General features: G+C 63.9%; 21 protein-coding genes. 3 read left to right on the top strand and 18 right to left on the bottom strand.

The features are described 5' to 3' along the window. Positions 1-88 precede the first annotated feature (88 nt). The 12 genes from repB to BLU15_RS17845 all read right to left on the bottom strand — a co-directional run bounded on the left by repB (position 89) and on the right by BLU15_RS17845 (position 13476). The gene (gene repB, locus BLU15_RS17900) at positions 89-1165 is read right to left on the bottom strand and encodes a plasmid partitioning protein RepB (RefSeq protein ID WP_090296903.1); all 1077 of its coding nucleotides are present in this window, start codon (positions 1163-1165) and stop codon (positions 89-91) included. A gap of 5 nt (positions 1166-1170) precedes the next feature. Next, complete coding sequence (repA, locus tag BLU15_RS17895; protein WP_034805794.1) at positions 1171-2430, bottom strand: plasmid partitioning protein RepA; 1260 nt, start codon at positions 2428-2430, stop codon at positions 1171-1173. A gap of 250 nt (positions 2431-2680) precedes the next feature. After that, positions 2681-4120, bottom strand: coding sequence for a M20 family metallopeptidase (locus BLU15_RS17890; protein ID WP_090296901.1), 1440 nt, complete (start codon positions 4118-4120; stop codon positions 2681-2683). Between the two features lie 113 nt (positions 4121-4233). Further along, the gene (locus BLU15_RS17885) at positions 4234-5778 is read right to left on the bottom strand and encodes an ABC transporter substrate-binding protein (RefSeq protein ID WP_090296898.1); all 1545 of its coding nucleotides are present in this window, start codon (positions 5776-5778) and stop codon (positions 4234-4236) included. 37 nt (positions 5779-5815) lie between these two features. Continuing rightward, positions 5816-6673, bottom strand: coding sequence for a serine hydrolase (locus tag BLU15_RS17880; RefSeq protein ID WP_090296895.1), 858 nt, complete (start codon positions 6671-6673; stop codon positions 5816-5818). A 1-nt stretch (position 6674) separates the two neighbouring features. Then, a complete protein-coding gene (locus BLU15_RS17875; RefSeq protein WP_090296893.1) occupies positions 6675-8303 on the bottom strand; it encodes an ABC transporter ATP-binding protein in 1629 nt (542 codons plus the stop codon). After that, on the bottom strand, positions 8300-9118 hold the full coding sequence (locus BLU15_RS17870; RefSeq protein ID WP_090296890.1) for an ABC transporter permease: 819 nt from the start codon (positions 9116-9118) through the stop codon (positions 8300-8302). The genes BLU15_RS17875 and BLU15_RS17870 overlap by 4 nt, the downstream gene beginning before the upstream one ends. Continuing rightward, entirely contained in the window at positions 9115-10059 is a 945-nt protein-coding gene (locus BLU15_RS17865; RefSeq protein ID WP_090296888.1) for an ABC transporter permease, read from the bottom strand. Before BLU15_RS17865 ends, BLU15_RS17870 begins: the two co-directional genes overlap by 4 nt. 216 nt (positions 10060-10275) lie before the next feature. Continuing rightward, positions 10276-11394, bottom strand: coding sequence for an NAD(P)-binding domain-containing protein (locus tag BLU15_RS17860; RefSeq protein ID WP_090296886.1), 1119 nt, complete (start codon positions 11392-11394; stop codon positions 10276-10278). A 57-nt stretch (positions 11395-11451) separates the two neighbouring features. Next, positions 11452-11940, bottom strand: a complete 489-nt coding sequence (locus BLU15_RS17855) for a GAF domain-containing protein (RefSeq protein WP_090296885.1) — start codon at positions 11938-11940, stop codon at positions 11452-11454. An 89-nt stretch (positions 11941-12029) separates the two neighbouring features. Then, positions 12030-12932 carry a LysR family transcriptional regulator gene (locus BLU15_RS17850; RefSeq protein WP_090296988.1) on the bottom strand — a complete coding sequence of 301 codons (903 nt, stop codon included), beginning with the start codon at positions 12930-12932 and terminating at the stop codon, positions 12030-12032. A 157-nt stretch (positions 12933-13089) separates the two neighbouring features. After that, the gene (locus BLU15_RS17845; RefSeq protein WP_034805768.1) at positions 13090-13476 is read right to left on the bottom strand and encodes a BRA0787 family protein; all 387 of its coding nucleotides are present in this window, start codon (positions 13474-13476) and stop codon (positions 13090-13092) included. Positions 13477-13872: 396 nt separating this feature from the next. On the opposite strand from BLU15_RS17845, the gene BLU15_RS17840 reads away from it, so the two are divergent. Then, positions 13873-15090 (top strand): SfnB family sulfur acquisition oxidoreductase, encoded by a 1218-nt coding sequence (locus BLU15_RS17840; RefSeq protein ID WP_090296882.1) that lies wholly within the window; start codon positions 13873-13875, stop codon positions 15088-15090. Positions 15091-15169: 79 nt separating this feature from the next. Further along, on the top strand, positions 15170-16567 hold the full coding sequence (locus BLU15_RS17835; protein WP_090296877.1) for an LLM class flavin-dependent oxidoreductase: 1398 nt from the start codon (positions 15170-15172) through the stop codon (positions 16565-16567). A 79-nt stretch (positions 16568-16646) separates the two neighbouring features. Here the strand turns inward: BLU15_RS17835 and BLU15_RS17830 are convergent, their stop codons facing one another. The 3 genes from BLU15_RS17830 to BLU15_RS17820 all read right to left on the bottom strand — a co-directional run bounded on the left by BLU15_RS17830 (position 16647) and on the right by BLU15_RS17820 (position 19277). Next, positions 16647-17873 (bottom strand): acyl-CoA dehydrogenase family protein, encoded by a 1227-nt coding sequence (locus BLU15_RS17830; RefSeq protein WP_090296875.1) that lies wholly within the window; start codon positions 17871-17873, stop codon positions 16647-16649. A gap of 144 nt (positions 17874-18017) precedes the next feature. Next, positions 18018-18593, bottom strand: a complete 576-nt coding sequence (locus BLU15_RS17825; protein WP_090296873.1) for a class I SAM-dependent methyltransferase — start codon at positions 18591-18593, stop codon at positions 18018-18020. Between the two features lie 57 nt (positions 18594-18650). Next, entirely contained in the window at positions 18651-19277 is a 627-nt protein-coding gene (locus BLU15_RS17820) for a Crp/Fnr family transcriptional regulator (protein ID WP_090296871.1), read from the bottom strand. Between the two features lie 51 nt (positions 19278-19328). Here BLU15_RS17820 and BLU15_RS17815 point away from each other — a divergent pair, with 51 nt between their 5' ends. Further along, positions 19329-20042, top strand: a complete 714-nt coding sequence (locus BLU15_RS17815) for an SDR family NAD(P)-dependent oxidoreductase (RefSeq protein WP_090296868.1) — start codon at positions 19329-19331, stop codon at positions 20040-20042. A 62-nt stretch (positions 20043-20104) separates the two neighbouring features. Here BLU15_RS17815 and BLU15_RS17810 read toward each other — a convergent pair whose 3' ends face one another. From BLU15_RS17810 to urtD, 3 genes are all read right to left on the bottom strand, one after another. Continuing rightward, positions 20105-20563 carry an RrF2 family transcriptional regulator gene (locus BLU15_RS17810; RefSeq protein ID WP_060522010.1) on the bottom strand — a complete coding sequence of 153 codons (459 nt, stop codon included), beginning with the start codon at positions 20561-20563 and terminating at the stop codon, positions 20105-20107. 305 nt (positions 20564-20868) lie between these two features. Beyond that, positions 20869-21564, bottom strand: a complete 696-nt coding sequence (gene urtE, locus BLU15_RS17805) for an urea ABC transporter ATP-binding subunit UrtE (RefSeq protein WP_029742910.1) — start codon at positions 21562-21564, stop codon at positions 20869-20871. Positions 21565-21599: 35 nt separating this feature from the next. Continuing rightward, positions 21600-22364 carry an urea ABC transporter ATP-binding protein UrtD gene (urtD, locus tag BLU15_RS17800; protein WP_090296866.1) on the bottom strand — a complete coding sequence of 255 codons (765 nt, stop codon included), beginning with the start codon at positions 22362-22364 and terminating at the stop codon, positions 21600-21602. Between the last annotated feature and the right edge of the window lies 1 nt (position 22365).

Raw genomic sequence — 22365 nt, 5'->3', positions numbered from 1 at the left:
TGCCATCGGCTCCGCCGGGAAAACGAATCGGGCCCGCGTGAGAGCGTCACGCAGGCCCGGTTGGAACTTTCAGAAGGGCAGACTTCGTTCAGCCTTCGCGGCCCGCCGCGAACACCGCATGCTGCTTGGCAAGCAGTTCGACGACCTCGTCGATGAAGGCTGGATCGACATCGACTGAGAACTCGATGCGGGCATTCTTGCCGTCGCGCTTGAGCTTGGCAAACGCGCGTCCGCCGGCGTCGACCAGCGTCTCCGGCTTGGCCGCTGCGTCCGGCTTCGGTTTGCGCGACAGGCGCGCGAAGACGATCTGGAACCGCTGGTCGCTTTCGGCTTCGAGGAAGCGGCGCGAGCGGCACTCCTCTTGCGCCAGTTCGACGGTCACCATGTCCTCAAGCAGCGCGCCAAAGGCCATCCAGCGTTCGCGGCCGACCTTCGGTGCCGGGCCGATCGCGCGGGCAATCGCCGGCGGCACGCCTTCGGCCACCTGCAAGAGGCGCGACAGCTCGCTCTTCTGCACTGCGAGCGCCTCGCCGATCACCTTGCGGTCGAAGCCGCGGTCGGCGAGCGCCGACGCAAACATGGCACGCTCGATGAAGGACAGGTTGCGCCGCTCGGCGTTTTCCTTGCCCTGCGCCAGCACCAGCTCGTCGTCAGTCAGCGGCCGGACGATGGCCTTGACCTTGATGCCGAGGCTGCGCACGGCATTGAGACGACGATGGCCGTAGGCGGTCTGGTAGCGGCCTTGCTTCTGCGGGTGCGGGCGCACCAGGATCGGCGACTGCTGGCCGCTGTCGCGGATACTGTCGGCGAGCGCCAGGAATTCCGGATCGTCGGTCTCGCCGTCGGTCAGGCGGTCGCCGACGAAAGACGCATCGATCAGCTCCGGATCAAGCTCGACGACGCGCTCGCCCTGATGCAGGGCCTCGCGCAGCGCGCGGGCCTCTTCCGCCTCGCGGGTGATACTCCCAAGCGAAAGCCCCATGGCCTTGATCGCGCCGGAGGCCGCCCGCGGCACGTCGGCTTGGGCGGCGGGGACCACGACTGGCTTTGCCGGCTGCACGCTTGGTGCGGCGGGCGCCTTGTCATCCGCTTCCGCGGCTGGCGCCGCCGCGGCGACATTGCCGGAAAAGAGTGCGCGCAGTTCGTTCTTGCGGTTGCCAGCCATGTCGGTCAGCGCCCCCAGGCCGCGTGAATGAGCGTTTCGATCTCGCCGTTGACGGCGTTCAGCGATTCGATCGCGCGGTCATAGGTGGCGCGGGTAAAATTCTCGCGTCCGACCTCGTAGAGCGTCTGCTTCGTCAGGCCGGCATCGGAAACCGCGGTGGACTTCACCATGGCCGAGGTCAACACCCGGTCGCCGAAGAGCGAACGCATGAAGCCGACAATCTGGGCCTGCGGCCCGTCGTTCGGCTCGAAGCGGGTGACGAGGTAGCGCAGGAAGTCGAAGTTGAGTTCGCCACCGGCCTCGCGCACGACGCTCAGGAGGTCCGATGTCATGTAGAGAAACTGGTTCATCGAGGCGACGTCGAGCATCTGCGGATGCACGGTGACGACGACGGACGTCGAGGCGCAGAGCGCTGACAGCGTCAGATAGCCGAGCTGCGGCGGGCAGTCGATGATGACGACGTCATAGTCGTCGGCGACGCTCGCAAGGGCGGCCTGCACGCGGGCGAAGAACAGCGGGCCAGCGTCCGTGCCATTGTGACGGGCGCTCAGTGCCTGCGGCGTCGTGTGCTCGAACTCCTGCAGCTCGAGATTTCCCGGCACGAGATCGAGGCCGTCGAAATAGGTCTTGCGGATGATGTCCTTCAACGGCCGCGCCTCGGCGTCGTAGCGGATCGCACCATAGAGCGTGTCGTTGCCGGTAAGGTCGAGTTCCGGCTGGTAACCGAAGAGTGCGGACAGCGAGGCCTGCGGGTCGAGGTCGACGGCGAGCACGCGGTGGCCGGTCAACGCCAGATATTGCGCGATATGCACCGACGATGTGGTCTTGCCGGAGCCGCCCTTGAAGTTGGTGACCGAGATCACCTGCAGGTGTTCGCCTGCTTCCGCATCGCGCCACTTGAGATAGCTGCGCGCCTTGGCGGCGTTGCCCTTGGCAAGCGCCTGTTCGGCCAAGTGCCGGCGAAGCGCATTGATGTCGGAGAGTGAATAGGAGCGGCGGCCGCCAAGCCCGGTATCGGGCTGCGGGCCTTCACCGGCAAGCGAGAGCTGGCGCAGATAGCCGTCAGAAACGCCGATCAGCTTGGCCGCCTCGCCCGAGGTGAAGCTGCGCAATGTCTTCATCGCCGTCGGCGCGAACAGGCGCTCGCGCATCGCCTTCAACTGTTCGGAAAGCGCGCGGGCATCGGCCGCGATCGCTTCGTCGGCCGGACGGCGTGCCTGGGAGTGACCCGCGTCCTGTCTTGCCTGGGTTGCCGTCATATTCATTCTGCCATACTCCTTGCGCGCGTCAGCGGCCCAACGACGCCACATCACGCTAACAGAGATTCAATTCAAATACGGCCAATCGGCACTTATTCGGAAAACTCCGTAACAGAGATGCCGGAGCCTGCGATTCGCGTCAAGAGTCTGGCGCCATTCAAAGGCGCGTGCACTCGCCGGGCAGACGTTCCGGACGCCGACAAAACGAAACGCCCGCGGGGTGGCGCGGGCGTTTGCAGGCATCGAAAAAATGATTTCAGAGTTTCGGACCGATATGATCCGGGATCGGGCATTGGTAGGGCTTGCCCTCGGTCTTTTCACGCCACTCGGCCTTTGCCCGTGCCAAAAGATCGGCATCGAGGATCAGGTCGAGGCCGGTCGTGGCCAGTGATTTTGCCGCGTGGGCGAAAGCCTTGTGGGCGGCCGGGCTCTTGCCCTGCGCCACCACCTGCCAGGTGTGCGGCGCCGTGCCGATCGCCCAGGCGGGCGCCCAGCATTGCGCGGTCGGCGTGATCCAGCTGACGTCGCCGACATCGGTCGAGCCGGCGCGGAAATGCGACTGGCCCTCGAAATCGCGAAGGCCGAGATGCAGACCGGTCGAACCGTCCATGCGGCTGTTCGCAAATACATCGCCCTTGATCTGGTAAAGCCGGATGCTGCTCGAAATTGCTTCCTGCGTCAGCGTCTTCTGGATGTCCTTGGCAAAGGCGATATCGGCCTCGTCGAAGGGAACCGGCCCGAGCGCCGCCATGTTGTCGTGGATCGCCGTTTCCAGCGCGATGTTGGGCAGCAGATTGGTCGCCGCCCGGTCAAAGACGATCTCGACCTCGGTCTCCGTCATCATCGCCGCCCCCTTGGCGATCTTGTCGATGCGGGCAGCGAGCGCTAAGGCCTCCGGCATCTGCGGCGCCCGCACGAGATAGAGCGCCTCGGCGCGGGCCTGGACGACGTTTGCCGCCTTGCCGCCGGCATCGGTGATCGCATAGTGCACGCGGCAATCCTGCGGCATATGCTCCCTCAGGAAGTTGACGCCGACATTCATCAGTTCCAGCGCGTCGAGCGCGCTGCGGCCGAGATGGGCACCGTTCGATGCGTGCGCGGCGACGCCCTTGAAGCGGTAATAGATTTCAAGAACGGCGAGATTGTTGGTCGAGCGTACGCCGTTGAAGGGTGCCGGGTGCCAGGTCAGCGCCGTATCGACATCAGCGAAGATGCCGGCGCGTGCCATGAAGGTCTTGCCGGAACCGCCCTCCTCGCCGGGGCAGCCGTAATAGCGCACCGTACCCGGCAAGTCGTTGTCCTTGAGGTAGCGGGCAAGCGCGACGGCAGCGAGCAGCGAACCCGTGCCGAGCAGATTGTGACCGCAACCATGGCCCGTACCGCCCTCAGTGAGCGCTTTCGCCTCGGCGACGCCGGCCACCTGGCTCAGACCCGCAAGCGCGTCGAACTCACCAAGAAAGGCGATCACCGGCAGGCCCTGCCCGCTCTCGCCGACGAAGGCGGTATCGATGTCCGCCAGTCCGCGCGACACGCGAAACCCATGCTTCTCCAGCATGACGATCTGCGTTGCTACGGACTTTTCCTCATGAAAACTCAGTTCCGCATGGTCCCAGATCGTGTCGCTCATTGCGGCGAATTCGGGCTTAAGCGCTTCGATCGTGTCGACAAGGGCGGTCCGGGCGGCTGGATTTGGCATCAATCATCCTTTTGCGACGGCGCGGGGCGCGGTCGCATCAGCAGTTTTGTCTAAGGAGGTGCGGAGGGCGGCAAACGGCCGCCATCCGCTGGGGAAAACGGACTACGCCCGCATCAGTCGTCGAGCGTCACTTCCCAGAGGCGGGTGTTGGACTGCCAGACCGGCTGGCCGTGCAGCTTCTTGGTGGCGCCCCAGATGTCGACCATGTCGTACATGAAGATGCCGGGGACTTCGTCGAGCATCAGCTGGTGGAACTCGTCGAAGATCGCCTGGCGTTTGGCCTGGTCGGCCTCGACATAGGCCGCCTTCATCAGTTCAACCGCCTTTGGGTTGTCCCACATCAGCGAGGCGTTCTTGTCCTTGTTGCCGACGTAGAAGCTGTACATCAACGCCGGATCGAGACGCGGCGACACCGACTGCGAGATCACCTGATAGTTGCCGGAACGGCGGCGATCGACCTGGGTCGCGTAGTCGAGCACTTCGATCTGCACGTTGAGGCCCACCTGCTGCATCATCGCCTGGGCGACGACGGCAGCGGGGAAGCTCGGCACGTTGCCGCGCTTGTTGGCGATGATGGTGATCGGCTCGCCGTTGTAGCCGGCATCAGCCAGGTTCTTCTTCGCTTTTTCGAGATCCATCGGGATCTTCTTCTTCTGGACGTCGGAGTAGAAGATCGAGTCGGCCGAGACCATCGATGCGTTGGCTTCGCCGGTGCCGTTGGAAACAGCGGCGACGAGCTGGTCGAGGTCGAGCGCTTCGGCCATGGCGCGGCGAACCGCAACGTTGCTCAGGATCTTGTCGCGGGTCTGGAAGTAAAGCAGGTTCTTGCCGTTGTTGCGCTTGACGATGAGTTGCATCGTGTCGCTGTCCTTGAACTCGGCAATGAGATCGGCCGAGACTTCTGCGGTGTCGAGCGCGCCCGAAAGCAGGCCGGTCTTCACGGTCGAGGCGTCCGGGATCACCATGAACTTGATGCCGTCGACGAGCGGCCGCTTCGAGCCGACCATGCCATCGGGCTTGCCGTCATTGGCGGGTGAGACGTAGTCGGCGTTCTTTTCGAGCCGGACATATTCGCCCTTCTTCCATTCCGTCCACTTGAACGGGCCGGTGCCGATGGGCGCAGTGTAAGCGCCGTCGGCGCCGACGGAATCTTGGGAGACGATGCCGGTGTAGCCGCATTCGGGCCGGGCCATCAGGCCGAGAAAGACGGCCGAAGGCTTCTCGATACTCATGGTGACGGTGGAGGCGTCGGCTGCGGCGACGCTCGTCACCTTGATCGACTTGCTGCCGTCGAAGTCGCCGGCGCAGGTCCACTTGGTCTCCGGCTTCATGTAGCGGTTCCAGTTCCAGACCACGTCTTCCGCGGTCAGCGCCTTACCGTTGTGGAACTTCACGTCGTCGCGCAGCTTGAACGTATAGGTCAGGCCATCGGGCGAAACCTCGAAGCTTTTCGCGAGCAGCGGCTTCACTTCGCCGTTCTCGGCGTAGCCGACCAGACCTTCGACGATGTGGAAGATCACCGAGTCGGTGTTGCCGTCGCGGTTGACGCCGGGCTCGTTGCTGCGGATGTCCGAGCTCTGGGCGACCGTCAGGTCACGCGCATGGCCGAGCGCGATCGCGCTCATCAGCATGGTTCCGGCAAGAAGTATGGTTTTCATGGTTCCTCTCTCTTTTCTGATTGTTGGTGTTGTCGGTTCAAAAGGCGTGCCAGCAGGCCTGTGACAGCTTGCCGATGGTTTCGAGCGCGATGGTGTAGCCGGGCGTGCCGTCGGGCATCAGCGCGGGTACACCGTCGGTGAAGGCGGCGATCGCATAGAGCGGCTTGCCGTCGCGATAGACGACGCCGGCATCCATGCGGCCGCGTTTGCCGCGACCACCCTTGCAGGCGGCGACCGTATCGAAGGGCAGCCGCGAGCGGATGCCATAGCGCAAAACCTGGTTCTTCAGCGTCTGCACAGCGAAGGCGGCGAGCTCGACCGTGATGCCAAGCCTGGCGGCAGCAGCGGCATCGTGCTCGGCGGCGAGGATCAGTTCCAGCAGCATCACCTGGTCGGCAGCCGTCGTCGTCGTGACGTCGGCCAGCGAATGATCGGGTTTGAGCGCCAGCGGCGGAATGAGGAAGCGATGGTGCGTGCCCACCATGCCGAGCGCCTTGCAATAGCCGTCGACCTCTTCAAGCGTCAGCCGCTCGAACACCATCTTGGTGCAGACATTGTCGCTCAGAACCATCATGCCGACGATCGCGTCGCGCAGCGAAATGACGATTCCAGGCGTCAGGTAGCGGAACATGCCGCTCGCCACTTCCTGGGCGAGCCGTGCTTCGTAGGTGATGCGCTCGTCAAGATGAAGCCGGCCTTCTGCCACCGCCTTCAGCGCCGCCATCATGATCGAGGTCTTGCGGGTGCTGGCAGATGGTGTTTCCTCACCCTCGCCACGGCCGATGGTTTCACCGGTCTGGAGATTGCGCACGAGGAAGCGGGTGACGAAGGGCTCCGCGTCGGCGATCGCGTGGAGTTCGGCCGCGATCGCACCGGTCTTGATTTCCGTGCTCATCTCAGGCCTCCAGCCGCCATTTGAGGGTGACGCCACCGGTCTGGTTGAGATCGAGCGCCGGGATCGCCGACAGCAGCTTGCGGGTATAGGCCTCCTTCGGCGCATCGAAGATCCGGTCGCGGTCGCCTTCTTCGATGATGCGCCCGTCCTGCATGACGATGACGCGGTCGGCGACCTGCTCGACGACGCCGAGGTCGTGGCTGATGAACAGGCACGAGAAGCCGTAGCGCTTCTGCAGGTTCGAGAAGAGTTCCAGCACCTGCGAGCGGACGGTTACGTCGAGCGCCGACACCGGCTCGTCGGCGATCAGGAATTTTGGCCGCCGTGCGATGGCGCGGGCGATAGCCACACGCTGGCGCTGGCCGCCCGAGAGCTCATGCGGATAGCGATTGGCGAAATCGGCGCTGAGCCCGACTTCCTCAAGCGTTTCGAGCGCACGGCGACGCTTGGCCGGCGTATCGAGGTCCGGCACCAGCCGCAGCGCTTCCTCGACGAGCGCCTGAATGGTCATGCGCGGATCGAGCGACGAATAGGGATCCTGGAAGACCATCTGGCAGTTCAGCCTATAATCGCGCCAGTCGGCGCTGCGCTCGCGGCCCTGGAACAGGATGTCGCCTTCGGCCTGCTGGACGAGGCCTGCGATGGTGCGGCCGAGCGTCGTCTTGCCAGAGCCGGAACCGCCGACCAGTGCCACGACCTCGCCGACATGGATATCGACGCTGACGCCGTGCAGCGCGCGCTTCGGCTCGTGCCTGCGGAAGAGACCCTTGCGGCCGGGATACTCGACGACAATATTGCGCGCCGAAACCATCGGCGTGCGGGTCATGTCGAGCTCACGCGCCGCGCCGCGGAACGGCAGCGACGAAAGCAGCTTGCGGGTATAGGGATGCTGCGGTGCTTGCAGGATCTCCTCGGTCAGCCCCTGCTCGACGACGACGCCCTTTTCCATCACCACGAAACGGTTGGTGTAGCGGGCGACCATCGGCAGGTCGTGGCTGATGAGCAGCACTGCAGTGCCCTCGGCCTGGGTCAACTCGACCATCAGCTCCATGACGTCGCGCTGGACGACGGCATCGAGCGCGGTCGTCGGCTCGTCTGCGATCAGCAAGGCTGGCTTCAACAGCATCACCGAGGCGAGCATGATGCGCTGGCGCATGCCGCCGGAGAACTCGTGCGGATAGGCGGTCAACGCCCGCTCCGGCTCGCGTATGCCGACGCGACCAAGCATCGAGAGGATCGCCGTGCGGCGCTCCTCGACCGACATCTTTGTGTGCAGGATCAGCCCTTCCTCGAGCTGCCGGCCGATGGTCATCGACGGGTTGAGCGAGGTCATCGGCTCCTGGAAGACGACGCCGACCTCCCCGCCGCGAAGCTGGCGGAGATCCCGGTCCTTCATGCCGAGCACATCCTTACCCCGGTAGAGGATCGTGCCGCCGATACGGCGGACGGCCGGCGGAATGAGCCCGATGATCGCGCGTGTCGCCAGTGTCTTGCCGGAGCCGCTTTCGCCGACGATGCCGACGATTTCGCCGGGCGCGACGTCAAAGCTGACGTTCTTCACTACCTGGTTGCCGGAGTGAGTGACGGCGAGCGAAAGGCACTGGACACTGAGAAGAGGATTGCCGGTCATTTCAGGCCTCGCATGCGGGGGTCGAGACGGTCGCGTAGCGCGTCGCCCAGAAGGTTGATGCCGAGCAAAGTGAGAGCGATGCAGAGAACGGGGAAGAAACCGAGCCAGACGGCCTGTTCTATGAAGGGGCGGCCGGCGGCGAGCATGTTTCCCCAGGTGGGTGCCGGTGGCGGCACGCCGAGACCGAGGAAGGAAAGCGCGCTTTCCGAGAGGATCGCCCAGCCGAACATCGAGGTGGCAAGCACCGTGATCGGCGCGACGCAGTTCGGCAGGATATGGCGCAGCATCGTATATATCTCGCCATTGCCCATCACCCGCGACGCCTCGATGAACTCGCGTTCGCGCAGCGACAGCACCGCTCCGCGCACCACGCGGGCCATTGACGGCGTATAGGCGATGCCGAGCGCGAAGATGATTCCGTACTGGTTGGCGCCGAAGACGGCGAGCAGGCCGAGCGCCAGCAGGATGCCGGGAAAGGCCAGGAGCGCGTTGTTGATCGCCATGATCACGCCATCGACCCAGCCGCGCGCATAGCCGCTGACGATGCCGATGAAGGTGCCGAAGACGACGGCGAAGGTGACTGTCAGGAAGCCGATCCAGACGCTGGCACGGGCGCCGACCATCAGGCGGCTGGCGACATCGCGGCCGAACTCGTCGGTGCCGAGCCAGTGCGCTGCACCGGGTGCGGCAAGCCGCGCGGTGAAGCCGAGCGCCATCGGATCATAAGGCGTCCAGAAGAGGCCGATGAGGGCGGTGATGACCAGCAGGCCGATCAGGCCGCCGCCGATGGCGCCGTTGAAAGTGAGCTTTCTCATTCTGCCACCACCCGCGGATCGAAGAGAGGATAGAGGAGGTCGACCACCAGATTGACGACGACATAGGAGAAGGCGACGAGCAGCAGGCAGCCCTGGATCACCGGATAGTCGCGCTGGAAGATCGCATCGACCATCAGGCGGCCGAGACCCGGAATGGTGAACACCGTCTCGATGACGGCGATGCCGCCGAGCAGGTTCCCGAGGATCAGGCCAATCATCGTCCAGGTCGGGCCGAAGGCGTTCTTGAAGGCGTGGCGCCAGAGAACGGCACTTTCCGAAAGCCCCTTGGCGCGGGCATGGGTGATGTAATCGAGCCGCAGCACTTCGAGCGTAGAGGCGCGGGCCATGCGGATGATCACGCCCATCTCGTGGATGACAAGCGTCATGACCGGCAGCACCAGATAGAGAAGGCCGGCCTTCCAGTTCTCCGAGATCGGCACGTAGCCGAGCACCGGCAGCCAGCCAAGCTTGAGGCCGAAGGCGAGCAGCAAGAGAAGACCGAGCCAGAAGGTCGGGATCGACAGAAGCACGGTCGCCGAACCGACAAGCGCCAGGTCGGTCAGGCTGTTCTGCCGCCAGGCGGCGATGACGCCGGCCGGAACCGCGATCAGGCTCGCGAGAAACACGGCGATGACGACGATTTCGGCGCTGACGAAGAAGCGGGTGACGACCAGATGCAGCACCGGCTCGCCGGTGACGATCGAGGTGCCGAAATCGCCGGAGAGAATGTTGCCGGCCCAGATGACGAATTGCTCCGGGATGCTGCGGTCGAGACCGAGCTCCGCGCGCAACGCGGCAATCTGCTGCGGTTCGGCCATATCGCCGAGCATCAGCGCTGCCGGATCACCGGGAATGAGGCGGATAAGCGTGAAGACGGCAACCGAGACGATCACGATCGTCGGTATCGCCATCACGAGACGATTGAGAATGAATTTGATCATGGGTTCCCCGTACTGAGGCAGGCCGCACGCGTTACCGCGATTCTCCCGCCCGTCGGCTCTCTTGTTGCAGGAACTATGATCGATTGGAAAAAATCGTGCAATATTATGAGTAAATGTCATACCTCTATGAAAAGGGCATGCAACTTCATCGCGACCGAGTGGGCGCTGCCCGGCTGCTCGCTGGCGAGGAAGCCGGCGCGATCGCGCCGGCTTCCGTCAGGTCAGATGAAGAAAATCGGCCAGTTCGCGGGCGGCAGCGCCTCCTGCCCGGTTCGCACCGATGGTGGAAGCCGACGGCCCGTAGCCGACGAGATGGATGCGCGGGTCTTTTGCCACCTGAGTCGCCAGCCGACCGGTCATCAGGATACCGCCGTCAGCATTGCGCAGTTGCAGCGGCGCCAGGTGATCGAGCGCGCTTCTGAAGCCGGTGCTCCAGAGAATGACGTCGACGGGCACCTCGCGTCCATCCGGCCAGCGCACGCCGTTTTCTGTCATTTCGGCAAACATCGGCTGGCGCTCGAGCGCGCCGCGTGCGCGTGCGGCCATGATCGCAGGTGTCACCGGAATGCCCGTCACCGAGACGACCGAGCTCGGCGGCAGGCCGCGGCGAACCCGGTCCTCGACCATGGCTACGGCGGCGCGTCCAACCTCTGGCGTAAACGGTTCGTCGCGGAAGGCCGGCTCCTCCCGCGTTACCCACGTGGTCGATGTCACCTGCGATATTTCATCGAGCAGCTGGATGGCGGAGATGCCGCCGCCGACGACCAGCACATGCTGCCCCGCGAATTGCGCTGCCGACTGATAATCCTTCGTGTGCAGCTGGTGCCCCTTGAAGCGCTCCGCGCCCGGATAGGGCGGGATATAGGGGGCCTCCCAGGTGCCGGTCGCGTTGATGATGCCGCGGGCGGCATATGCCCCGTCGTCCGTCTCGACCCTGAAGCGCTCGCCGCGGTCGCACACGACCTTGACGGCCACCGGCCGGCGGACCGGCAGACCGAATGCCTTCTCATAGGCGCCGTAATACTGCGGCACGGCGACGGCCGCGTGAACCTCGCCCTTGCTGGTATCGACCGCTTCGGAAAATCTCATGCCGGGAAGATCGTGAATACCGTTGACCGTATTCAAGGTCAGCGACGGCCAGCGAAACTGCCAGGCCCCGCCCGGCTGTGGCGACCGGTCGATGACGACATATTGCCTGTGAGGCGCCAGCCCGAGCCGGCCCAGGTGATAGGCAGAAGACAGTCCCGCCTGCCCGGCGCCGATGACGACGATGTCGATCTTGCGGGCCACGCGCGCATGCGTTTCGACATCGACGGGCTGAGCGGCATCCGTCATGGTGCGGCCCGAAGCAAAAGCCTGTCAGTCCTTGCCAGATCATCCACGGCGGCGGCCCTATGCAATTGCCGCTGCGAAGATCGCCGCAAGTTTTTCGATGCCGATCTGGTCGTCGCGGTCGAAGCGTGCAGGCTCCGGGCTGTCGAGATCGATGACGCCGATCACCCGGCCGTCACGCCGCACCGGAACCACGAGTTCCGAGCGCGAGGCCGCATCGCAGGCGATGTGCCCCGGAAAGGCATGGACGTCTTCCACAAGGATCGAGCGGTCTTCCTTGACGGCCGTTCCGCAGACCCCGCGGCCGACGGCGATGCGCACACAGGCAGGCTTGCCCTGGAACGGTGCCAGCACGAGTTCGTCGTCGGTTTCGAGGAAATAAAACCCCGCCCAATTGAGGCTCGGCATGGTCTGGAACATCAGCGCCGACGTATTGGCCGCGTTGGCGATCAGGTTCGGCTCGCCATGAAGCAGCGATTCGAGCTGCTGGGCCAGCTCCGTGTAGAAAGCGCGCTTGTCGCCTGTGTCGATGGTGGCTGCCTGAAACATGATCTTATCCGCTCTAATGTTCGTATCGGCCGGCAATGTAGTGTCGCGCCCGTCCCATTGCCAATGGCCGCAACCTTGAGGCCATTGTCTCACGGCTGCTGCGAAGCGGCGACCTGCCTTTTGAGGCAGTCAATCATGGCTTGGGCTGCAAGCGACAGCGGTACGCCAGCCGCCGTCGCGACGCCGAAATCCTGGGTGAGGTGTGGCGAAAACGGACGGATCTCGATCGGTAGGTGCCGGTGCAGATTGGCAAAGAAGCTGCTGATGATCGCGACCCCAAGGCCGTAGGCCGCGTAGGCGCAGGCCGAGCTGTTGCTGTGGGTCTCGATCTTGACCTTTTGCGGCACGCCGGCCTTGCGGAAGATCTCGTCGAGCATGACCCGCGTCGGCCGGCGGCGGCCGATCAGGATCAAGGGCACGCCGCGCAGTTCCTTCGGCGTCACGGTTTCGTGCTGCGAAAGCGCATGCCCCTTTTCCATGACGCAGACGCTGAGGCCGGTTGCGACCGGCTGCATTTCGAGACCGGCGCTCAGCTGCCCCTCATAACGCAGGAAGCCGAAATCGATGATGCGCTGCTCGACGAGGCGGGCGATCGCAACGGTCGTGTCGAAGAAGGTTTCGACGCGCACGCCGGGAAAATCCTTGGCATAGTCGGCGAGCATCGCCGGGGCGAAGGTCTCGGACATGCTGTTCGGCAGGCCGATGCGCACGACCTCTGGGCCGACTGCGCCGCTGCGCAGGTCCTGCGCCAGATTGGTGAACCGGTCGATGCCGAGCAAGATATGCTCCGCATCCTCGGCGAGCTTCATCGCCTCGGGCGTCGCAATCAGCCGGCCCTTGTCACGGGCAAAAAGCGTCAGCGACAGCTCTTCCTCGAGCTGCTGCAACAGCCGGCTGACGCCGGACTGGCTGAGCCCCATCGTCTTGGCGGCCGCAATCGTCGATCCGGTCGCCAACAGCGTGCGCAGCACTTCCAATTGTCGAAAATTCACGCCGCCCCCGGTCCGCTCGAACATCCGCTTGCTCTCCCCTCGTGTTTACGGGAAGGCGATGCTTCAAGGAAGGGGTCGGCAAGGTGCGGGGAAATCCGTGACGGATACCCGCCGGGAACGAGGAGCGCGCACGCGCGCTCCCCTGAGGTCACCGGTCTCACGCGCTGGCGTGGACCGGATGGTTGAAGCGGTCGGCGAAGATCTCGATCGAGCCGCGACCGAAGCTGCGCAGCTGCCGCCGCGTCAGCACCGACATGACACGCGCGGCCGTCGAGACGGTCATGGCGTCGAGCGGCCCTTCACCGCTCCACGGCTTGTTCAGCCGGTCGGTTACGATGCCGATGAGGTTTGCCGGCATGATGTCGCTGCAAGGTTTCATCCAGTCGAAGACCTCGCTGATGGGAATGCGCTTGCCTTCGAACGCAACGATGGGCTCGGGCATGTTGGCGCCCCAGTCATCATAGGCCTCCAGAGCATCACGAAACAGGTTCTGCAGCGTGATGGAGGCGTGCCCTTCATGGAGAGCAGGCAGGAAATTCGTCATTTGTGTCTCCTTCAGTGGTTAAGGCCGGGAAACGCGAATGGCCAATTCTGTCAGCATATGTTTGTGTTCGTGCCGGGTGGCCGATACTCTGGGGCCACACGACGGGTCAAACTGCAGGCGATGAGGCAAATGCACAAATCGGGCGATGGTTCCCTGAGCCGCAGTCAATTTTGGCGGGAAATCGGTGAGCATACACGCCGCCGAGCATCACCAGGGTCCTCTTCCCTGGCCTTCCCCCGAATCGATCTTACCCATCCCGACCCGAAGGTAAACACCAAGTCGCCATCAAGGCCGAAACGAAATACTCAAATCGATAATTTCTATAGAATATACTATCTTACCCGATCAGGCCAGATAATTCACTGATATGCACCTCAATCGACAGGGAGCAGTCACATGGGAACGATCTCGCGGCTTTCCGAGAAAACTAGAGCCCCGGCGCACCGGATCGAAAGCGAAGAGGAAGCGCTGTCGATCGCGCGTGAGCTGGCGGCGGAATTTGCAGGGAGTGCCAACGAGCGGGACACGGATCGCATTCTGCCCTTCGACGAGCTCGATGCGCTCGCCCAATCCGGCCTGCTGGCGATCACCGTGCCGCCGGAGTATGACGGCATAGACGTCTCCAATGCCGTTCTTGCCGAAGTCACCGCCATCCTTTCGGAAGCGGATTCCTCGATCGGCCAGATCCCGCAGAACCATTTCTACATTCTCGAGGCGCTGCGCACCGATGGCACCGAGGAGCAAAAGGCCTTTTTCTTCGGCCGGGCGCTTACCGGCGACCGTTTCGGCAACGCCCTTTCGGAGCGTGGCACGAAAACCGTCGGCGACTATGAGACCCGGCTTTCCTCCGACGGCCCCGGCTTCCGTCTGAACGGGCGCAAATATTATTCGACCGGCGTGTTGTTTGCCGAATGGATCGTCATCTTCGCCCTTGATCCGAACGACAAGCTGACCATGGCCTTCGTGCCGCGCGGCGCGGAGGGCTTGCAGATCATCGACGACTGGGACGGCTTCGGCCAGCGCACGACCGGCAGCGGCACGACCGTGCTGCAGAACGTCTATGTGGCCGCCGATGCGGTGGTGCGCCATCACCGCGGCTTCGAAAGGCCGACGACGATCGGTAGCGTCGGCCAGATCATCCATGCCGGCATCGATCTCGGCATTGCCCGGGCAGCCTTTGCCGAAACCCTCGACTTTGTCCGCAATCATGCGCGCCCCTGGATGGACAGTGGCGCCGAACGGGCGGCCGACGATCCGTTGACGATCGCCCGCATCGGCCAGCTTGCCATCCGCCTGGAGGCGGCAACGGCCACGGTGGAGCGTGCCGGCAAAAAGGTCGACGTCGCCCAGATCAACGGTACCGAGGAAAGCGTGATCGAAGCGACGCTTGCCGTTGCCGCGGCAAAGGTCCTGACGACCGAAATCGCCTTGGAAGCGAGCAACACGCTCTTCGAACTCGCCGGCACCGCATCGACGAAGATCGGCCTCAACCTCGACCGCCATTGGCGAAACGCCCGCACCCACACGCTGCACGACCCGGTGCGCTGGAAGCATCACGTTGTCGGCAACTACCACCTGAACGGCATCAAGCCGCCGAAGAACGGCGCACTCTGAGCCCATCGACCGCGCGCGATCGTCCCGAGGCGTGACCGGCGCTTTGGGCAACGCCCAACCTTGCCCGAAGGAGAGCCCCATGAGCCGCGAAATCCGGCTGAATGCCTTTGACATGAACTGCGTCGGCCACCAGTCGCCAGGGCTCTGGACCCATCCGCGCGACCAGTCCTGGCGCTACAGGGATCTCGATTACTGGGTGCATCTGGCAAAAACGCTCGAGCGCGGCAAGTTCGACGGCCTGTTCATCGCCGACGTGCTGGGCGTCTATGACGTGCTGAACGGCAATGCGGATGCAGCCCTTCGGCATTCGGCCCAGGTCCCGGTCAACGACCCGCTGCAACTGGTGCCGACCATGGCCTACGAGACCGAGCATCTCGGCTTCGGGCTGACGGCGTCGCTCTCCTTCGAGCATCCCTATACCTTCGCCCGCCGCATCTCGACGCTCGACCATCTGACCCGGGGGCGTGTCGGCTGGAACATCGTCACCTCCTACCTCAACAGCGGCGCGCTCAACATCGGCCAGGCGCAGCAGGCGCGCCACGACGACCGCTATGATCTCGCCGAGGAATATCTGGAGGTCTGCTACAAGCTCTGGGAAGGAAGCTGGGAGGACGGCGCCATCGTGCGCGATCGGGCAAGCGGTATCTTCACCCATCCGGAAAAGGTGCATCCGATCAACCATCACGGCCGCCACTTCACTGTTCCCGGCATTCACCTGAGCGAACCGTCGCCGCAGCGCACGCCCGTGCTCTACCAGGCAGGCTCTTCGAGCCGCGGCAAGGACTTTGCCGGGGCGCACGCCGAATGCATCTTCGTCGCCGCGCCATCCAAAACCGTATTGAAGCGCTATGTCGCCAATGTCCGCGAGGCAGCCGCGCGCGCCGGCCGCAACCCACGCGAAATCCTCGCCTTCAATCTGCAGACGGTGATCCTCGGCGAAACCGACGCGGAGGCGAAGAAGAAGTTCGACGAATACCGCAGCCACGTGTCCTACGAGGGTGCCCTGGCGCTGATCTCCGGCTGGACAGGCATCGATTTCGGCCAGTTCGCCCCGGACGAGCCGCTTCGCCACCGTTACACCAACGCGGTGCAATCGGCCGTCGAGACCTTTACGACCATCGACCCGGACCGGGTGTGGACCGTGCGCGAAATGGCCGACTGGGTGGGTATCGGCGGCTTCGGCCCCGTCTTCGTCGGCTCGCCCTCGACGGTCGCCGATCTCCTGCAGGAATGGGTCGAGGACACCGATGTCGACGGCTTCAACCTTGCCTATGCCGTCACGCCCGGGACCTTCGAAGACGCCGTCGACCTGCTGGTGCCGGAACTGCAAAGGCGCGGCGTCTACAAGACCGGCTACCGCGAAGGCACGCTCCGCGAAAAGCTCTTCGGGGCCGGTCCGAGGCTTGCAGCGCCGCACCCGGGCGCCGGCTATCGCGACCTCGCCGGCCAGCGGCGAGCGATCGCGGCCTCCGCTTAAGCGAAGACATCAAAGAAACGCCGCCGGAACCTTTGTTCAGGCGGCGTTTTTCTACGCACAGTCACCCTGTGCGTCAGGTTCAGCTATAGAGGCTTACCGGCGGGATCCGTCCGTTGAGCGCAAAGTCGCCGACCTCGCGCGCCTTGTAGGCGACCGGGTCATGCAGCGTGTGGGTGCGGACATTGCGCCAGTAGCGGTCGAAGCGATAGTGCCCAGCCGTGGCGCGCGCGCCCATCAATTCGAACACCCTTGCCGTCACGTCGAGCGCCACGTGGGTGGAATGCACCTTGGCCGCATAGGCCTCGATCGCCGCCGCGCCCCGCGCCTCGGCCGTTACCGAGCTGCCCTCGGACAAGGCCGCTTCGACCGCTGCCGCAGCCGCATCGGCCAGCGCAACCGACGCCTTCAGGTTCGTCTGGAGCTCGCCGATCGCCTCAAGGATATAGGGGTCGTCGCCGGCACGCTCGACGCCGGACGTCACCCAGGGACGCGTTGTGCTGCGGACGTAGTCGAGCGCTGCTGCCAGCGCCCCCTGCGCCGTGCCGAGATAGAAATTGACGAAGACGAGCTGGATCAGCGGCGTGTTGAAGGTCGCCTGCACCGGTGGCGGATCTAAGGGTTCGGCAAGCGCCTGGATGAAGTCTCGCCCATAAACCGGAAAGTCGCGGAACTCGACGCTGCCGCTGTCCGACAGGCGCTGGCCGATATTGTCCCAGTCGTCGTTCGCGATATAGCCGGGACGGTCGGTGGGCACGACGAAATTGGCGATCTTGCCGTCGAGTGTGGCATTGACGTTGATGCGGTCGGAGACATGCGCGCCGGTCGAAAACGTCTTGCGGCCGTTCAAGACGTAGTGCGCGCCGCGCCGCTCGAGCGTCAGGCCGGGGTCGCGCGGGTTGACGGCTGCACCCCAGTAGAGCTGCCGCTCGACCGTTTCGGCGCCCAGCACCCAGGCTTGCCGGGGATCGGCGGCGGCCCAATAGACGTATTGGCTGTTGACGTAGTGGTAGCCCAGCAATTGCCCGATCGAGCTTTCGCCGCGCGCGACGATGCGCACCAGCCGCAGCCCGTCGATCCAGCTCAAGCCGGCCCCACCGATCTCCGGCGAATGCAACGCCGTCAACAGACCAGCCTGGCGGAGCGCCTCGATCTCCTCGCGCGGCGGCGCGCCCACCCGGTCGAGTTCGGCGCCCCGACGGGCAAGATCGGTTGACAGCGCCTCGGCGCGGACAAAAAGCTCCCGTCGCCTTTCGTCATGTTCGGCGTTCACCGGCGCCGGTTCTCTGAGGAAGTGTACGTTGCTCATCCGCCTCTCCTTGGTTGAGGCGTAATAATGAACTTATTATATAGACAATGACAGCAAATGGATTTTGACTTGGGCGGAAGCCCGAGAAAGTCTTACCTGCCACCCGGTGCCGCCCACGCGCCGGCGGGAACGGGGCCATCGCGCTCAGGCACTATTCCGGGAAATGCGATAGACGCTGGCAGGCGGCAGGTTGAGCGGCACCCAGCGCCGAAAGGAGGCCTTGAGCCCAAGCTCGCCCAGAACCTGGAGCGAGATCGGGCATCGCGGTCCATAGGTGAACTGGAACAGGCTTCCATCCTCGGCAAGGTGATGAAAGACCGAGGCGAGGATCGCCCGCACAGTCTGCGCCGGCATGGACAGAAGTGGCAGGCCGCTGATCGCCGCCCCGACGGACTTCACCGCCGGCAGGGCCAGGTGCTGGGCGTCGCCCTCGATCAGCGTCGCGCTCGGGAACCGCTCCCGCAGCAGCATAGCGAAAGCCGGATTGCGCTCCACCAGGATGAGATTGTCCTCGTAAACGCCGTTGCGAAGCAGTGCCCGCGTGAAGGCTCCGGTGCCAGGCCCAAGTTCGAGCACATTGCCGGAGAGCGGTCCGATCTCGGTGGTCATGGCGACCGCCAGCCGTCTGCTCGAAGGCGCGATCGCCGCGACCTCCAGCGGTCTCGCCGCCCAGGATCTGAGGAAGAGCAAGAAATCCGATGCCGTTTTCTGTTTGGTCAAGTCGCGCCTCCGTTGTTGCAACGGTGCCTGGTATCGCTCCTTGTCGGATGCCGCGCATTAACCCGGGTTAAGCCTGGTGTCGGCCTCCGCCCGCACTCGCTTGGCGATGCGGCTGAGGCCGACCGGGGTGATGCCGAGATAGCCGGCGAGGTCCTTCTGCGGCACCCGTGCGACCACCTCCGGTTCCTCGACGAGCAGTGCGCGATAGCGCTCCTCGGGATCAAGCGTCAGGAACTGGCGTTCACGGCGCTCCTTGCGCTCGGCAAGCATCATCAGCGCACTTCGGATCATCCGCGACCAGCCAAGGTCGGTGTCGGCCAGCGCCTGCAGCGTCACGAACGGAATTCTCTCGAGGCGGCTCTCCTCGACCGCAATTGCCGAAAAGCTCGCCCGCCCGGCGGGCACCAGCGCCGAGCGGCTCGCAAAGAACCGCCCTTCGATGGCGAAGGACTTGATCCACTCCTCGCCATTGGCACGCAGATAGGTGAGCTTCACCAGGCCGCGCTCGATCACATAGACATAGGGATGCGGCTCATCCTGATGGAAGACCGTTTCGCCAGCCCTCACGCTGCGCACCTGCATCGCCTCGGCCAGGCGCTCCGCCTGCGCAAGCGGATGCCGGGCGATGCGCTCGAACAGCGAAATCGCAGCGCCCTCTGCGCGCTTAACTTCGGTTAATGCCATCCCCGTCCTCCCGTTGCAGATTCGACTGCGCAACAACGGGAAATAGATCACATGGCACGCTACGTCGTCACCGGGGCAAGCTCGGGAATCGGCAGGGAGATCGCACTGCAACTGGCCGCGAGAGGACACGATGTCCTAGCACTTGGCCGCGACCGGGAGCGACTGGAGGACTTGACGCTGCGAAACCGGAGGATCGAAACGCGGGTGCTCGATCTCTGCGATCGGGCCGCGGCCATCGCCTGCGGAGCCAAGATGGCCGGCGATCCGATCGACGGTCTCATCAACAACGCGGCCATCCAGCACAATGTCCGGTTCGACGACCCGCATTACGACGCCGGACAAATCGCGGACGAAGTCGATACCAATCTCGTCGCGCCGATGCTGCTGTCGCGGCTGCTTCTGCCGAAGACGCCCGGGCGCCCCTTCGTCATCGTCAATGTCGGCTCAGCACTCGCCCGTTATCCGAAATCGACGTCGGCGGTCTACAGCGCCACCAAGGCGGGGCTGCGCATGTTTTCGGATGCGCTTTCCGTCCAGCACCAGGCAGGCGCGGTCAAAGTGGTTGGTGTGGTGCTGCCGCTCGTCGATACCCCGATGACATCAGGGCGAGGAAAGGGCAAGGTCAGCGCGGCCTATGCGGCGAAGGAAATCCTGCGTGCGCTCGAGCCGGGCGCAACCCGCATCCATGTCGGCAAGGCGCGATTGCTGCGCCTGCTCGAAATCATAGCGCCGCCTGCAGCCGCCGCGATCATCAGAAAGCTGTGACGCTGCAGTTCTCAAGCGGCATCTTGCGATCGCAGGCCCCACAGCGGGCCTTTGCGCGAAGGTCAGCCAGCCTCCGCGTCCCTCAAGGCGACGATCTCGGTCGCGTTGTCGTTGGCGGCGAACTGCTCCAGCGTCATGTTGTCGAGGATCGAGGCGATCGCGTCGCGAACGTTGCTCATCGACTTGCGCACATGACAGTTGACCGGATCGGCACAGTCGTCGCAGGCCTCGAACGCGGTGCGGCTGGCGCAGCGGATCGGTGCCAGGGGACCGTCGAGCGTGCGGATGACCTGGCCGATGCGGATGTCGGAGGCTGGCCGGGAGAGCGAATAGCCGCCGCCCGGGCCCTTCTTCGAGCGCAGGATGCCGGCATTGCGCAGTTCGAGCAGGATCGCGTCCAGGAACTTTTTCGGAATATTGTTCCGCGTGGCGATCTCGGTGATGAAGGCGGTCTCTCCGGGCTCCAGTTGAGCCAGGTCGACAAGGGCCTTGAGCCCGTATTTTCCTTTTTTGGTCAACATGTCACTTCACTTTCCTGAACAAGGAAAGCCGCCACAACGCCCTTCCCGCGGCATTTACCGGGGGTAACGGGTTGTGACGGCCGCACTCTTTCGCTTAGGATGTCCTACACCCAAACTGCACCATTCTCAATAAAATACGTCAGTTACTGCATAGATTTAGTGATTTTAGAAGGCGCTTTTATGGCAGGGGGAGAATTTCCGCTCCCTTGAGAAGGTGGTTTTGCCTCAAGAGCCTGCAGTCGCTTGCCTCGGACGCCACGAAACCCAACGCCGGAGCGCCGCAGGTGTAACTGTTCAGGATGCGATCACACCGTCAGATGGCGGCGCGCCTCTGATGTGTCCAGCGTTTCGGCTGCGCCCTCGTGGACCACAGCGCCCCGATCGAGGATGTAGACGTGGTCGGCGAGTTCGCGGCAGAAATCGAGATACTGCTCGACCAAGAGGATCGCCATGCCGGTCGAATCCCTGAGATAGCGGATAGCCCGGCCGATATCCTTGATGATCGAGGGCTGGATGCCTTCGGTCGGCTCGTCGAGCACAAGGATCTTCGGTCGCGTCACCAGCGCCCGGCCGATCGCCAGTTGCTGCTGCTGGCCGCCGGAGAGGTCGCCGCCACGGCGACCAAGCATCGAGCGCAACACCGGAAAGAGGTTGAAGACATCCTCGGGTATCGAGCGGTCGCCGCGCTTCAGGGGCGCATAGCCGGTCTCCAGGTTCTCCTTGACCGTCAGCAGCGGGAAGATTTCACGCCCCTGGGGGACGTAGCCGATGCCTTCTTTTGCCCGCCGATAGGGCGCCATGCCGGCGAGTGCTGCGCCGTTGAAGTCGATCGCGCCGGCGCTGACCGGATGCTGACCGGTGATCGCCCGAAGCAGGCTCGACTTGCCGACGCCATTGCGCCCGAGCACGCAGGTGATCTTGCCCATCTCGGCCGTGATCGACACGTTTCGCAGCGCCTGCGCGGCGCCGTAGTGAAGATTGACGTTTTCGACGCTGAGCATGGCGCGCCCTCCTTTTGGATTTTCGGTGTGGGTCATCACCGGCCAAGGTAGTTCTCGATTACCTTCGGATCGCTGCTGACAAAGTCGATCGAGCCTTCCGCCAGCACCGCCCCTTCGGCAAGGCAGGTGACCTTGACGCCGAGTTCACGGATGAAGCCCATGTCGTGCTCGACAACCACGACCGATCGGGTCTTGGCGATCTCCTTCAGCAGGATGGCTGTCTCGGCAGTTTCCGCGTCGGTCATGCCGGCGACCGGTTCGTCGACCAGCAGCAGTTCCGGCTCCTGGGCAAGCAGCATGCCGATCTCCAGCCATTGCTTCTGCCCGTGCGAAAGGTTGGCGGCGAGATCGCTGCTGCGCGACGACATGCGGATGGTCGCAAGGATCTCCTCGATCCGAGCCTTGTCCTTTGCCGTCAGTCGGTAAAAGAGTGTCGGAAACACGCCGCGCTTGCGGTTGAGCGCCAGCTCGAGATTGTCCCAGACCGTGTGGCTTTCAAACACCGTCGGCTTCTGGAATTTGCGGCCGATGCCGAGCGAAGCGATCTCCGCCTCGTCCTTTTTCGACAGGTCGATCTCGCCCTTGAAGAACACCTGCCCCTCGTCCGGCCGCGTCTTGCCGGTGATGATGTCCATCATCGTCGTCTTGCCAGCACCGTTCGGGCCGATGATCGCTCGTAGCTCGCCGGGTTCGATGACGAAGGAGAGCGCATTCAACGCCTTGAAGCCGTCGAAGGAGACGGAGACGCCGTCGAGATAGAGAAGGCTGGTCGGCTTGGTCTGCCCGATTGTCTGGTTCATG

Origin of the sequence: Ensifer sp. YR511 (genome assembly GCF_900103045.1) — a bacterium.
Classification (GTDB): domain Bacteria; phylum Pseudomonadota; class Alphaproteobacteria; order Rhizobiales; family Rhizobiaceae; genus Ensifer; species Ensifer adhaerens.
This window is presented reverse-complemented; position numbering and strand designations above follow the sequence as displayed.